Origin of the sequence: Halovenus rubra (genome assembly GCF_026586665.1) — an archaeon.
Classification (GTDB): Archaea; Halobacteriota; Halobacteria; order Halobacteriales; family Haloarculaceae; genus Halovenus; species Halovenus rubra.
In genome coordinates this window covers 61,175-75,595 of record NZ_JAODIY010000006.1, presented here as the reverse complement: position 1 = coordinate 75,595, position 14,421 = coordinate 61,175, and the positions used below count along the sequence as shown (strand labels likewise).

The window sequence follows — 14,421 nt, the reverse complement described above, 5'->3', positions numbered from 1 at the left end:
TTTCTAAGCCATTCTATAAGATACTGTCTATGTGCGCTACCCGTCGCTGGTGGAACTGGCCCTCGCGGTGAACCAATCCCCATCGATCCGTTTGTTCAGTGCCGTTGCCACTTCCTCGGAGCGGGTGACAAACGTCACTTCTAGGTCTTCGATATCCGCGCCCTTTGCCACCTGGGTCGCGAAGAACCGCGCCGCCTGTTCTCGGACCTTGGGCGTACTCGGAATTCCCCCCGTGTTTTTAGACTCGAGATAGGCCAGTTGCGTACCGCCGTCCTCGTCTGTAACTACTTGGACAGCGTCGAATTCCGGATTTGAGGTGAGAACGTCTTCCTCGTCCAAACTGTTTTCAGAGTCCGCATAGACCTTTTCGTCCACATCTTCAATCTGGTCCGAATCTAGATCGAAGTTAACATCCGGAGCGGCACTCATCCGAACTTTCTCACCAGGGTCAAGGTCGTGGGCTGCCTGTCTTGCCGTCCGGAGTTCGAGAGCGGCACCCTTGACGGGTGACGCGGGGTCGTAGTTGGGATTGTCAGATGCGTCGGGGTCGGGGAGGTCGTCGAGATATGCACCGCTGCCACCGTCATCATCGCTCGCGAGAGTCCGAGCGAGTCCTTTTACCTCACCGTCGATTCCATTACCACTATTCAGTGTGTCGATATCTCGGGCAATTTCGCCAGCCACCTCGGTTGAGTCGTCGACATTATATAGTTTGTCTGCCCAACTATCATCGGTGCTCAACGTGTAGTAATTACGCGAGTACGACTGTGCCAGACTGGCCCGTACCTTCTTTTGAAGAGTATCCTCAACACCGTCAACGGTGGATGAGAGTACGTCTTTGATCGTGGTGCTACTGGCATCTGCGAGGAACTCGGCACCACCTTCCCCGCTGGCACGGTCGACCAGATCCGCCGCCCGTGCCTGCTTGGTGTCACTCAGCGGCTCGATCTTCTCCACAACGTCCGCCGCGTCACCCGAGGTCACCTTCCCATTGCCCTTGAACGATTGCTTGACCGCCTCACGGAACGCCTCACCGTCGAAACAACTGCGTGCCGTCGTACTCGCGGTCGTCGAGGAACTGCTTGGGCCAGCAGAACAACCGAGCGAGAAGAACGTCGAGGCGGTGTCTCGGTCGAACTCGCGAAGGAGCCTGACAGCACTCCCATCAGGCGAGTCCGCGATGAACTGCTTCGCCCGGCGTTGTGTCGCCCCATCCAACGCGCCGATTTTTGCAGTCCCATATTGAATTTACTCGATCGTGAAGAGACGCCCACGCAGTTCGGCGCATAGTACAAACTGTCTCGGCCCAGAACAGACCGTTCCTTACTCGTGGACAGAATCGGGAATGTACGGACTGTCGAGACGAACGTCGAAGCCGTGCCGGTGTGCAAGTTTGTAATGTCCTGTCGCTTCCAGAGACATCATAAGGCCCTCGATGTCCCGTTTCTCGTGTTGATGGGTGTCATTGTGATGGGCATTCAGGGTCGTCGTGATTCCCGCTTCGATGGTGGCTTCGTCTTCTTCGAGAATTCCATTGGCGAACGTATCGATGCCAGTCAGATATCGAGCGGCCAACCCATCTTTCTCCTCGCGGAGTTCGTTAGTCACATCCAGATGTGATGAGAGATCCTCGGTTTCACCACGAACGAGCATAGCAATGATCTTTGCCTGATGATATTCTTCTTCGTCGAATGCAATCATCTCGTCGACACCCTCCCACGGGAACTCTACCTCTCGGGGAAGGTCGAGAATCTTCGTCGTCAATCGTTCAATCTCAGTCTCGTCTTCCAGTATTAACGCTGCATAGAGCGCGTTTCGTAATTTCAGAGGTACTAATACAATCCCACCTTCTACGCCATCTGTCACTACAACCTTCTCACAGTTTTGCACGAATGCCTCGATATACTGTTGGAAGTGTTCTCTGGCTTGTTCGATTTTCCCCTCGAACAGAGAATACTTGGCCAGGAACTCGTGGTCAAGTGCCTTACCAAATAATACTGTTGGGACTTTTTCATCAGGAATTTCCTCAAAGTATTCCTGGTCATATTTCCTCCTGAGTTGTTTTTCATTATATTCTGCCGAACTCTTGGCTCGCTCTTTTTCGTCTTCTGTGAGGGTGATCTCTCTCATTGTTACTGTGGAAGATGGATGATATCGATATTGCTGATGCCGGGTCTACTAATATCTGTCTGGATGTTGTCCGGATTCCGAAGCGTTCGGCCAGCACTATCTGGTGTGTCACGGACGAATACCACTTCCTTGCGAACCTTTCCGCTCTCAATGGCATCTTCTAGGTCTTGCGCCAACTCCTCGCCAATCGTATCCTGTTCTCTCATTGTGTCAAGAGTCCCTCGCAACCAATCATCATCCAGTTGGATCTTACCGTACTTCGCGTCTGATTTAAGCTGGTCGTAGCCCAGTGCTTTCTTGTTGGCAGAGTATTTTGCTTCGGTGATGACGAATGTGTCGCCGTCTTTGGCAAGTCCGTCGATACCCGCTTGGGTGGGACTCATCTCTTCTTTGTAGAACCCATCACTGCTGTCGAGTGGATCGTACCCTTTCTTCTCGTAGAGCGATTTGTACTGGAAGTTCTCAGCGATTTCACCACTGCCGAGATCGTCCGGATCGTCGATATACTCGTCGACGAATTGCTGCCGACTGTCGGAATACCACACATTCGTGTCGATATCCTTTGCTGTCTTGGTGTACTCCCCGCTGAATCGCTTGTACTGAATCTCACTGCCCGCAAACGTATCCACATTGATATCGTACTGTGTGCCTTGAGGTGTCAGATCCAAATTCTCGTCCAACGTCCCGTAAGGGATTGTCCCCTCGTCGATATCTCGCAAGACGTTCTCTGCCGCCTTCTCTCTCATCTCGTTGAATTCTTTGAGCAGACTGGCGGCTTCGCCATTTGACAACTGAGAGACTGGAATATCCCCATCAGCAATTGCAGCGATGACTTCGTCCTCTGCGTCCTCAAGTTCGTCAAATTGCTTGGCGAAGGCCTTCTCATCGAAGTCCGGATTATATTCGGATCGAAATTACCACCACCGTCATCTCGTGGTTGCTGAAATCGTTGACCGAAACTGTCAGGACCCATGATTTACTCAAAATTTAGCATGAGAGTGAAGCACTTACAACCGCCACAAAGATTGGTGCGCCCCACATATCAATTCTCCCATGATCAAATACAGAATATATTGATTTTGAATTAAATAATTCGGTGGCGAAAGTCATACTCCTTGGCAAATTCAATCTGGTCGATGAGTTGCGTGATCTTCATGCTATACATTCTGTGGCCGTAGTATCGATACTCTCCAACGGCTTCAATTTGCTCACCCCGAGGCAAATCAGAGAGCGTATCTAACTCTGCCTCAATCTGTCCTAGATCAAGATCGTCCTCCAGTTCTGATTTTAATTCGACCAGAAGATCTAGTAGTTCGTCCTGATCTTCACCCTCGATATCGACGAGTCCACGTGATTTCGGTTCTTCATCTTTAGTGGTGCCAAGCAGCCACTGCAGACGGTCGCCATCGACGCCTAACTGATTGGCAATATTTCCCATCCGAGCGACCTGTCCAGGGTTGATTTTGACACCTAGGTTTATGAATTCATCACGTTCGAACGACAGGTCTATCACTTCATCATGTGTGAATTTTTCTTCACCATACACGATACTGAATCTACGGCTCATTATGACTTTTCTGGGAATCAGGAACTGAATACTTGGTAAATTATCTTTATCTGGTCTTTCTGTAGCGTCTTGATATCGAATTCACTTGTTGGTCCCAGTGTATATAGCTGATTATTGTTGACGGTGTCGGGCGTTATTTCGGGGTCTTTACCTTCCGGACGAGACAGATCTTCTACTCCGTACTGTCGAAGATAACGCTCGAATTCGTTGTGTTGTTTCTTGGCGTCTAGTAGAGCGTTATCGACATTTGAGCTTTTAGGGTTCTTTGGTTGTCCGGCTCCGACGACAGTATCGTCTTTGATTATCAACTGGTCGATTTCTGTATCTCTTTCGGTATTAGCATAGTCGACATCGACTTGTGAGACGACCTCATATTCGTCACCCAGCTTCGCTTCGAGTTCGACTTCTCCATAGATCTCAGCGATTTCATTTGGATTCGAAGTTTTATAATTATCTTTGTATGCGTTGAGCTTTGAGAGGGTCTGCTGTGTTTGTCTCGTGGTGAGATCCGCGTCAGCGAGTTGTTTGATCGCACTCTGGGAGTATCCATCGGCAGAGATATCGTACGCAACATCGAAGACATTCTGGCCTGCAGGTGTCTCGGCATTCCCGAGTTGTTTCATCGTCTTCGGATCGATCTTGTTGAGGAACTCGCCTGGGTTGTCTTTCTTAGCCAACCCTCTTGCAAGCGTCTTGGTCTGAGCATCGTCAAGCTGGGCCAACAAGGAGTTCAGATTGGCGTTGTCGATGTCTGGGTCAGCAGCATTTTTCAGCAGTTGGAAGCCAGGACAGCGTGTGCCCGAGCCCAACGTGGTCGGTTCCACGCTGGTGCTGTCTGCTGGTAGGGGGCCCACAGACGCTCGCACCGAGCTTCCACATGAAGAGAGGAGTGAGCCCAGGTTGTCCGTATCCAGTTCATCAAGCAGTTGGATACCACCCGCATCAGGCGTCTCTTCGACTAGCTGCATCGCTCGTTGTTGCTTGGCGCTGTCAAGCTCTCGCACCTGCTGGATGGTCTGTTGGATATCGGCTGCGTCGACGGCACCCTCAGCGTACTGGCGGACCAGCGACTGCCGGAAGGTATCCGCGTCGGACCCGTCAATCCTCGTCAGTTTCTTTACCGCCGTGTCATCAAGTTCACCGATGAGCTTCAGACCCTCGCCGTCAGTCTCGATGACCAACTGTTTGGCACGCGTCTTCTTCGCGCTATCCAACTTGCCGGTTTTTTGAATGGCTTGATCGATTTGGTCGTAGGAATCAATTGTGTCACCATCTGCTGCTCTGTAGACCGCCTGGCGGAATGTCTCATCAACATCGCCAGAGCCGTCGGCCATAATCCGCAATGTTTGGGTATCCAACTGTTTATTGACCGTTCCACGACGGAGCACCTGACTGGCTGTTTTTGCACCGTCGAGCAGCCGATTTGCTCCGGATTTTGTCAGCTCCTTCGCTTTGAGCAACTGCTCGCGGACTTTGAACTTGGTTTTCGCGACGGCACGCTGCTTTTTCAGGTTTGCCTTGCGTGCGAATTCGACAGCTTTGCTCAAGCGGCTACTGTCGACCTTACTGACGACTGAGTTGAGTTTTGAGGAGGATTTCAGTGCCTTGGCAACCTGTCCCCCTGGCGAAGTCATCTGGAAGGCAGCAAAGCCGATATAGCCCCGAAACCAGTTGACCCGATAGATCTGGTATTTCGTCGTCTCGTCGTCTTCATCAAATGGGTTGTTCAGCTTCTGTTGCTGGTCGATCTGCTCTGGAATCTTGTCGAGATGTTTGACCGCCTGGAGGATTTTTGTCATCGACTCGATGTAGGCGACCGGATCGTCCAGGAACATCCGAATCGTGCTGAAGGTCTCGCCAGAGCCGACGGTAAAGCCGGAGAAGACACCGAGATACTTAGCCACAAGTTCTCCTCCAAGTCCCTGTTTGGCCAGTTCCTTGGCGGCCATGCCATAGAAGTTCGAGCGGGTGATCGCAACCTTGCTGGCGGTATTGTCGTGTTGATCGGTAGCCCTGACAGAGACTTTGGTCCCTTTGAGATGCCCCGCAATTCCTTCGAGGGCCCCACCGGTGAACTCACTCTCGATGCGATCCGACTCGCCCGACAGCGGGTGTGTTTTTTCGACGCTGCCGTCTTTCAGCACCGTGGATTCATTCAACCCAGCCTTGTCGGTAACGGCAGCGCTGACAGTGTACTCGACTTTGAGCTGGATCGGTGGCTTCTTCCATTCCCAGTCGGTCACGTCAATCTCCGGTGGCTGGATGTCGAACAGCGTTGGATTAATTCCGTTCTCGACGGCCACAGTATCAGTGATATCGTCACCAGTCGTGTCCGCTGCGTTCGGATTTGTGCCAAGCTTACCTTCTTTCCTATCGGAGAGTCCGTCGCCGTCCGTGTCCAACAGCATCGGATCCGACCTGACATTCCCCCGCGTGAAGTACTTGGATTCTAACTTCTCGAAGTCTGGATCGTCGCTATTGATGCCATCCAGATAGCCCGTGGTGGTCGAGGGGCTAGTCGTGTACTGAATTGTCCGCTCTTGCATTTCCTCACTGTCCGACAATCCATCTCCGTCAGTATCTTTCTCTGTTGGGTCACTCGCCAAGAGATAGTATTCGCCGTCGCCATTATCGCCACGCTTTTTAACTTCTTCGCCGTCTGAAACTCCGTCACCGTCGGTGTCGGGGTTATTTGGATCTGTCTTTACGAACGTTTTGTCCAGATTCTTCGTCGGGCCGATGAACAGTCCCCCTTCCTCGATAGTGTCAGGCAGTCCGTCACCGTCCGAATCATTGATTGCGTTTTCCTTGGTCAGCGGTAGCTTCACTCCTTGGACAATCGGCCTCGGACCGTTACCGCCCAACGTTATGGGCCTATTTGCCGGTCCTTGGTAGTTCCGGATATTGAACGTAACAGTGGGGTTTGCCCCACTCACATTGTAGGCAGTAAAGAAGCCGTCGCGAGCACTACACGTGTTGAGGTTGAAGTCAACTTCGTGTGTTTTGAAATAAACTTCATCAGCTCCACAGTTCGGAGAGTCTGTGCTCCCTTCCTCGGGATATCTATCTCCTTGGTTGTCGATTCCTTGTCCCTGTGTGTTGATATTGACCGAGCCGTTGATCGTTGCATTGTCCAACGTCATCGAGCCGAACACTTTCTCGTTGCCCTTGTGGAGATACATGAAAATCTGTGGACGGCCTGTCTTTTCATCGAACGTGCGGTGGACAACGAACCCGTTAATATTCACGTTCTGTGGCGAATCGACGATGTACTCACTGTCGTCGATATCGACATCGGGTAGCTCACGACTCATCACTTCGTTCCAAGCAACCCTGTCCGCGACGATGTACGTTGACGAGCTATCATCAACTTCCACTGGCTCTGCATTGGCGTTGCTTGCCTTCGCTGTGCTTTTCGATGCAACCTGTGTTGTCGGCCCGCCTGTCGCGGTCACCGTGTTGTTTGTCGGATTGACCTGGGTATCGAGTTGCACGAACGTCTGACGTGTCTCGTTGTACCGATAGACTGCGAGATTCGACTCCGAGCCATTCAGTTGTGACTCGTCGTATCTCATTGCCAAGTTTGCGCCGCTAAGCGAATCGTCGACCGAGATTTCGACAGTCGAACCGACACTCAAGTTCTGCACCGTCGGTGCGGGGAACTGCTCGCTTGCGTTCTCGATCTCGACACTGTCTGCGATGTTTCCTGGCCCGGTCACTTCGACGCTGACACCAAGTGTCTCGTTTTCTTTCGCTGTCGTGTATGATTCGTCACCGTCAAGAATGCCATCTTCGTCAGTGTCGGGGTCGAGTGGATCCGTTCCCAGTTCGAGTTCTTCTGGATCTATCAGTCCGTCATCGTCAGTGTCTTTATCGGCAGGATCAGTTCCGTGTGTCTGGATTTCAACAGTGTCGATGAGTCCGTCCAGATCGGTGTCGGAAGCGACGAGACTTGCGTTTGTTTGTGCCTCCACACCGTTTTTGAGCCCATCACCGTCAAAATCCTCGTCACTATCGGTTATGCCATCGTTGTCTGTGTCAGGATTCGTCGCGTTCAGCTGGATGTACCGATTTTCGACCCCGTCAGATAGACCATCACCATCTGTATCGGCATCGAATGGGTCCGTTCCATAGAAGAACTCCATGCCATTCGTCGCGTTATCATTGTCGAAATCCTCTTCACTATCTGACAACGCATTTGCCGACTCATTGGGGCTGGTGTAAGACGAATTACTGTTCGGTGAGTCTGGAGCAGTTCCAGTGACCTCGCGTTCGTACGCAGTCGGGAGACCATCCCAATCGACCATCGTCGTCGTGGTTGTTTCCTGAACCCCACTGCCAGTAAGATTTACCAGGACGACTGCGTCGTTGAAATCCGGCTCCTGTGGCCAGCCAAACGCATCTTCGTAGTCAGCATTTGGTGAGCTTAGCTCGAACAGCACGACGCCTTGGTGGTCAGAAATATTCAGATGGTTGTCCGGAGTAATCCGCTCTTCACCAAGAATCTCGAGCAGACTACGCTGTTCGGGACTGGCTGCAGCAGGTGTCGGCACCGGGTCCCCATTTTGGAGGATCACGACGTTGCCCGTGTTCTCGCCTTTCTGTGGGGCCGTTTGAATCTGGAGATTGCGGACACTCTCTTGCACCGTCGCACACGGCATGTCGTAGTGCCGCGTTCCGAGCACGCTCTGTGTGGTTCCACTGTAGGCAGTCTGGTCCGGACGCGTACACGTATACGAGGCTGCCGCAAACGAGATGCTGGTCCCTGGCACAAGTTGCGAAACCGTGTAGTTGTAGTTGTTAGGACGAGTTGGGCGGTTAAGATCGTCTTCCGTACTTGCATGTATCTGATCGTCAGACGTGCCGTCAGGCCATGGTGTGTGTACGGTGGTCTGTGTTGGCGCCTGCTCCTGAATAGCCATCGTAACCGGGTCGTAGTAGACAACAGGCGCGAACTGCCGTTCTGTCCGACGGACCGACGCTGTGTAGTTCATGGCCGTCTGTGAGGTAGCGCTATGCACTTGGACTGTGAAGGTCCCATTGTGGCTAGCTCTTGTGGTGACGCTCGCCGACTCACCAGCCTCAGCAGTCGTCTCAGCAACGGCAAAGCCAAATGGACTGAGCAGGCTGAGTTCGATGCCCGCCTCTGAAGAGTTTACTGTGACGTTGATCACGTCACCGGAGTAAGAATCGACTGTAAATTCCTCGGAATAGTAGGATGTACACTGACCGAGCCAGCCACAGTGTTCGTGTGTGGTGTCGCTTTTATTCGCGCGGCTGTGGGCACGCTCCCAGTAGTCCAGCTCGGAGAGGTTCGTTGCGCTCTCGTTGGTAATTGTCTGAAGCGTATGGTTGTCGAACGTAACCGTTTCCGCCGATGTCGTCGAGAGTTCTGTTCCGAGAAGTTCCGTCTCCAGAGACAGTCCGACTGTCTCGGTGTCGTTACTAATCGTCAGTGTTCCATCCTCCGTGCTGGTTACATTTTCGAAGGACCGCTGTGTGTCTGGGTTACGCTGATCGACAGCAGACACAGTCACTGAAACCGGCTCAGTTGTTTGTGTCGTATGATTAAAATGAGCGTCCGTGGCTGGGATCGATGGCGTGTCCAGGCTGACGGTCTGTTCTGTCCCATTGACTGCAACTGTGATGTTCGACAGCTCCCAGGGCCGAATGGAAAAAATATCTCCGCGAAGTACTCCGTGCTCGCCGTTGTCCGTAACCCGCTGTTCGATGATATCTATTTTCGGGCTAGTGGCACTGTCCAGCAGATCGAGTGCACGCTGTGCGGACTGCCAAGCGTGTTCGTAATGGGAGAGAGCCGTAGTACTGGGAGCATCCGCTGCAAGTGACTCGTTGGCAGCCTGGAACTCCGACTGTGCCTCCGAAATCAGCGTTTCGACGCGCTGTTTGGTCTGGGTTGGAAGCTGCTCGGCAGTCTGGACTCTCGCACGTTGAGCATCATCAATCGCTGTCGACACGGTCAGCCCGTCCCCGAGCAGGAGATTGGCTGAGATGGTCTCGTAGGTTTCCTGGGAGACAGTCGAATTGTCCAAAAGCTCCAACACACGGGTGTCGTTTGCGAAAACGCTTGACGTGTGTCGCTGCACTCGGACGCTCCCTCGATAGTCTGTTAGCGACTGGTTCAACAATTCCCGAGCCTGCAGAATCTGGTCTGAATCTGGCTCAGCTTGTAACTGTCTCAGAGCGCGTTCGTGATGGATATGTGCCGTCGTTACCGAAACATTCGCTGCTGCTTGTCCAAACTGTAACAACTGTGCAGGCGCCTGGAGTGCGTTGTCCAGAGGTGAAGCCATATCGACTGACTGCTGGTCGAGCATGTTTTCTCTGGATAGTTCTCAACTGTCGGTGCCGTCTGTTGTGACATCTGGCTTACTGAGTATGCTGATGCCACAGGTGAGCTAACAAGTAATATTATAAACAATACAACAGTAATCGTATGTGTATCTCTCATTGTTTTTTGAATTTCATGTCTAGATAAAAACATTATGATATAGGATTTTGCTATGTAATTCGGCATTAATCATCATTTTTAGTTCATGAATACTTGCTGTATTATATATACCAGACAACGTACAGTCTAAGAATTACAGCCGAGGACACCATCCGTCTGATCCTATCAACAAGTACGTTGCCCGGTGTAACAGCACGAATACTATCCTCCAAGCTGCAACTATCAGACCGAGAAACAGTTGACTGCCCATAGCCTCCGTTCTATTTTAGCGCGCAAATCCACCACGGCCTTCTGATTAGATACAGTTGGAACTACTGCTGTAAGAAATTCGGTAGCGGTCTTGATATACTCACCACCGGGTTCGGTAATATGCCAATCAGTCACAGAAGACCGCCTCCGTGCAAACGACCATCCCGAGTTCGAACACCTCATCTACGAGGAGGCTTCCCATCTTATAGATCCACCGTATTACTCGATGCAGGACTCAGTTGAAAGCAGTGGGATTGGCTCATTCGGTGGCTCGCTAGCCGGAAACGCGTTTGTCTCAGATGACCACTGGCCATAGGCACTCGGAACGCTATCAAGTCTGTAATCGCGGCTAAAGTACCGGTATCGTCACTAACCTTCTGTATCAAGTACACTTCGTCCGTTACATCAGCAACTTCGCCGGCTTCCACGTCGACATACATTCGGCTGGTGGTCTCTGGGTCGGCGTGGCGGAGTGCCTTTGAGCGGTCCGAAAGTAAGTGAACGCCGTTTAGTACCCAACTACGATTTAGATTGAATAAGAGATCACGGATTTAGTGATTCTTTCATCGGCAAGCGTTTATCGATACTACTGACCAACCGATTTGACATCCTCCTCCGCATTAAGCAGTGAGAATGTCACGTCCACCAGTTTTGGGCCCAGGATGTGTGTAGCAGATATCTGTTGACCTAGCCTCAGCCCCGAGAGAGTGCCATTCACCTACCGTCCATCCAATCCTCCGGCTCTTCGGTCTAGTTGAGGTAATTCTATCCAATGGTTCTGGTTTGAGAGCGGCCCCACGACGGCTAAACCAAGGTGACGGAGTCTGAGGCAAAGTCTCGAGGATGGGCCCATCCATGAGAGACCATAGTCACTCACTTGTCATCTAAAACCGTTCGAAGCTCCGAATCAGCATCGCTATGAATGCTCTGTCCGTGACCGACCAAGATTCGATTTGGCTCCCAATCCAGAAGTGCCATCGGCGGGTCGTCTACCCCTGGATGGATCCCGAGTTGCCTCTCCCCTTCGAACGCAGGAAGCGTCCCAACTGCTTCAGGAACGACAAGCGTCTGCTCTGCATCGTCAACCAGGACGGCCTCCTCCCACTCGTCGGTCGCAATCAGTTGATGGATAGTATACTTCGTCCCTGGCAGCGTTTCCCCCACAGGTTCAGCTGGTGACTCCAACTTGCTTCGAGCCAGTGTCATCCACTCCGGGACGTGAATGTCAACATTGTGTCGATCGGCGACAGCTTCTGCATCGCGAGTATGCCGATCCAAGAGAACGAGCACCCCAGCAACGTCGCCCAGGGCTGCAAGTTGGTCATCCAAGCCATCCATGTCGACAGGGTCGATAACCCACACGCCTGACTCCGTTTGAAGCGCATGACTGGTTCGCTGCCCGCGTTCATCCGGATGCGCAATCCAGCTGAGTCCGCCATCCCATGTCGTAATCTCCGGTTTCTCCGTTCCATCCGCAGTATCATCTTCGGTCATACAATAAGATTAGCGGTCATGAATATAGGTTTGTGGCACTCTCGCCCAATCCGAGAAACACCGGTGATCCTGTCTTCACTCATCAAGCCCAAAACACTGGCTGAGACGCTTCGGACACGACTACAACCGCCATCGACCGAATCAAGCGTTAGATGGCACGACTTCGGCTGGACCGGTTCTGAACTAGACAGTGCCTCAACGGTCAACTACCCAATAGTCGAGTCCTTCTGTGGAGTGTTCGAGGCTTGATCAGAACAGCTCAGGCACATAGATTCCGCCGTTAATAAGTCCGAGAATCAGCCCGTTTTTTATGACTTCAACAGCGCGTTCGCGGTCGGACGCTGGTGGCGCGGGGTTACGTATCCAAAAGATACCATTGAGTGTCATCCCTGCCGCACCGAGTATGGTTATCCCCGTCCGGAGTGTTAACCCACTGGAACGAAGTGCCCAGCTGATAGTTAGGCCGACTACCAATAGACCACCAACTACAGAAGCGTACCCAGCCCGTCTGCTCCACTGCCTAGTGTCAGTCATACCTGAAAAGGTACGTTCTGAGTATTTAGAACCGACGTAAATCGGGGGAGTAGTTAGTTAATAAGAACGCTGCTACGCGATGAAAGCGTGAACCAAGTATGAGGCGCAAGGGGCTGATAATCAAACAGCGTGTCATAGAATACGTCTCACACCCTCTACGCAGTGGTTTTGACCGCCAAATCTCACGCCTGATTCAGGGAACTACCAGAGGATGAATACGAGGAGTTCACACAGCGGGCCACATTTGACAAGTCGGACCAACCTTACTATCAGGATGACTTTCCGGAACCCAAGTCCTACGTACCAATTGGGAAACGAATCGCACCGAAAGTGAAGAAGTGGAGTCAAGACCAGCCTTTCCGGGCGTAGTTTATTACCACATCTGTTTACGTTGTTAATACTCAAACACGTAGTTTATATATTTTCCTTGATATTAGTTTTATCTAGAGTGACTGGTTTCACTCGCAGCTCTCCGGAGCCGTATTTCGAGGGGTAATTTGGGCCGATATTTCGGGAGTTACGCTTCTTCCGGACGGGGAGCGTTCTCGTACTTAACCATCTTTTCAGGCTTGTCTGTGATGGTGTTGTAGATCTGCTGGAGCGTCTCCTCTGCTGCGAGGAGGTTGTGGTCGTCGAGGAACTCCTGGCCTTCCTCTGTGAGCCCGTAGAACTTCCAGGGATAGCCCTGCCGGCGCTGGTCGTCGTCTAGGGACACCTCCGTGACGATGCCGGCGTCGATGAGCTTCTGGATGTGTTTGTAGACGGTGGCGTCGCTCACGCTAGGGTTGAGCTCCTCGAGTTCGTACATCGAAGCGAGCTGGTCAGGATGCTGGAGGATGTTGTTGACGAGGGCGAACCGCGTCTGTTGGGTGACAAAGTGGACGAGTTCGCGGGATTCCATCCCTTCAGCAGTCCCCAATTCAGTGCTCATACGACACGATACGCACCCTATCGGCAAGTAGTTTACCCATGGGTAAATTACTCCACGGTAAGATATTATAGTTGAGTTGGTAATTTACTTCATAAACTATATTTCCTGACGCAGAAAGCGTTCGTATATGTCCGACGATGGGCCGCCCGTTTCCGAGGAGGTCCTGAAGAGTGCGAAGGACCAACTCGACAAAGAAGAGATCTCACTGGCGGACAACGAGGAGATTCTCCACGCTTTGAGCGAGCTGACGCCCGTCTACGAGAACGACCGGTCGTACTTCGTGCTGGGAAACTATGACCGGGAGCCGATCCGCCGGCTGGACCTCGTGGTCGATCGACTCAATCGGCGGCAAGACGCCTACGCCTTCCGAATGGTCGATATCCGGGGTGAGTGGGACAACAGTATCCAGAAGTTCTGCCTCATCGCCGACATCGTGACGTACCTAGTAGGTGTCGCCGAAAAAGAGCCGAGTGACTTCCTCGTCAAGCAGGGGTTGCTCGTCGGCACGACGGAGTTCTTCGCGAAGAGTCACCTCCTCAAGCGAAAGTACGTAGATGAAAAACACCCCTTTGGCTGGATGCAGGACGGCGTCTTCGAGCTGTTCGATCGGGAGAAACGGCTGTATCGCTGGCAGACTGAGGAGGAACTCATCGACGTAGCGGAAGAACTCCCGTGATGGCGGGGGATTGTAACCCTCTGTATTAACCAACGTGAGCAATGAATGGGATAAAATGTTGGTTAATCAGGATCAGTCTGCCCCAGTCGGGAGTCGGCCGTCTGGTCGGGAAACGCAGCCCTGTTTGATCTCGTAGTCGGCGCGACGCAGGTGCTTGCAGCCGCATTCGGATGAACGCTGCTGCCATTCTTCACCTGTCATGATTTCTATTGAGAGAGGACCTGCATCTAACCTATCATATACGATTTTATTGCTTTCATCACTCACGATGGCTTTTGCTTCATCTAACCGGCTCGTGATGACAGGGGTTCCAGATAAATAGCCAGTTTTGACAATATCAGAAAACGCCTTTTCGCTCTGATCAGAAC

10 protein-coding genes are annotated in these 14,421 nt (G+C 52.1%); 2 read left to right on the top strand and 8 right to left on the bottom strand.

The window, feature by feature from the left end; all coding sequences use genetic code 11:
• Positions 1-36 precede the first annotated feature (36 nt).
• The 5 genes from N5098_RS05995 to N5098_RS05975 all read right to left on the bottom strand — a co-directional run bounded on the left by N5098_RS05995 (position 37) and on the right by N5098_RS05975 (position 10,011).
• Entirely contained in the window at positions 37-1,218 is a 1,182-nt protein-coding gene (locus N5098_RS05995; RefSeq protein ID WP_267636816.1) for a hypothetical protein, read from the bottom strand.
• A gap of 105 nt (positions 1,219-1,323) precedes the next feature.
• Positions 1,324-2,130 carry an Imm49 family immunity protein gene (locus N5098_RS05990; protein WP_267636815.1) on the bottom strand — a complete coding sequence of 269 codons (807 nt, stop codon included), beginning with the start codon at positions 2,128-2,130 and terminating at the stop codon, positions 1,324-1,326.
• 2 nt (positions 2,131-2,132) lie between these two features.
• A complete protein-coding gene (locus tag N5098_RS05985) occupies positions 2,133-2,921 on the bottom strand; it encodes a hypothetical protein (protein ID WP_267636814.1) in 789 nt (262 codons plus the stop codon).
• Between the two features lie 293 nt (positions 2,922-3,214).
• Positions 3,215-3,697: a hypothetical protein gene (locus N5098_RS05980; RefSeq protein WP_267636813.1), complete on the bottom strand. Its 483-nt coding sequence runs from the start codon at positions 3,695-3,697 to the stop codon at positions 3,215-3,217.
• Between the two features lie 17 nt (positions 3,698-3,714).
• Complete coding sequence (locus tag N5098_RS05975) at positions 3,715-10,011, bottom strand: hypothetical protein (protein ID WP_267636812.1); 6,297 nt, start codon at positions 10,009-10,011, stop codon at positions 3,715-3,717.
• A 498-nt stretch (positions 10,012-10,509) separates the two neighbouring features.
• Between N5098_RS05975 and N5098_RS05970 the strand changes: the two genes are divergently transcribed.
• Entirely contained in the window at positions 10,510-10,734 is a 225-nt protein-coding gene (locus tag N5098_RS05970; RefSeq protein ID WP_267636811.1) for an acyl-CoA thioester hydrolase/BAAT C-terminal domain-containing protein, read from the top strand.
• Between the two features lie 557 nt (positions 10,735-11,291).
• Here N5098_RS05970 and N5098_RS05965 read toward each other — a convergent pair.
• The 3 genes from N5098_RS05965 to N5098_RS05950 all read right to left on the bottom strand — a co-directional run bounded on the left by N5098_RS05965 (position 11,292) and on the right by N5098_RS05950 (position 13,377).
• Entirely contained in the window at positions 11,292-11,912 is a 621-nt protein-coding gene (locus N5098_RS05965) for a hypothetical protein (RefSeq protein WP_267636810.1), read from the bottom strand.
• A gap of 249 nt (positions 11,913-12,161) precedes the next feature.
• Positions 12,162-12,446, bottom strand: coding sequence for a hypothetical protein (locus N5098_RS05955; protein WP_267636809.1), 285 nt, complete (start codon positions 12,444-12,446; stop codon positions 12,162-12,164).
• 517 nt (positions 12,447-12,963) lie between these two features.
• Positions 12,964-13,377 (bottom strand): helix-turn-helix domain-containing protein, encoded by a 414-nt coding sequence (locus N5098_RS05950; protein ID WP_267636808.1) that lies wholly within the window; start codon positions 13,375-13,377, stop codon positions 12,964-12,966.
• Positions 13,378-13,504: 127 nt separating this feature from the next.
• On the opposite strand from N5098_RS05950, the gene N5098_RS05945 reads away from it, so the two are divergent.
• A complete protein-coding gene (locus N5098_RS05945) occupies positions 13,505-14,053 on the top strand; it encodes a DUF8170 family protein (protein ID WP_267636807.1) in 549 nt (182 codons plus the stop codon).
• Positions 14,054-14,421 lie beyond the last annotated feature (368 nt).

Bases quoted from the DNA above. Each gene is read 5' to 3' on its own strand.
- N5098_RS05990 (WP_267636815.1), bottom strand. From the start codon at position 2,130: ATGAGAGAGATCACCCTCACAGAAGACGAAAAAGAGCGAGCCAAGAGT.
- N5098_RS05980 (WP_267636813.1), bottom strand. From the start codon at position 3,697: ATGAGCCGTAGATTCAGTATCGTGTATGGTGAAGAAAAATTCACACAT.
- N5098_RS05975 (WP_267636812.1), bottom strand. From the start codon at position 10,011: ATGGCTTCACCTCTGGACAACGCACTCCAGGCGCCTGCACAGTTGTTA.
- N5098_RS05965 (WP_267636810.1), bottom strand. From the start codon at position 11,912: ATGACCGAAGATGATACTGCGGATGGAACGGAGAAACCGGAGATTACG.
- N5098_RS05955 (WP_267636809.1), bottom strand. From the start codon at position 12,446: ATGACTGACACTAGGCAGTGGAGCAGACGGGCTGGGTACGCTTCTGTA.
- N5098_RS05950 (WP_267636808.1), bottom strand. From the start codon at position 13,377: ATGAGCACTGAATTGGGGACTGCTGAAGGGATGGAATCCCGCGAACTC.
- N5098_RS05945 (WP_267636807.1), top strand. From the start codon at position 13,505: ATGTCCGACGATGGGCCGCCCGTTTCCGAGGAGGTCCTGAAGAGTGCG.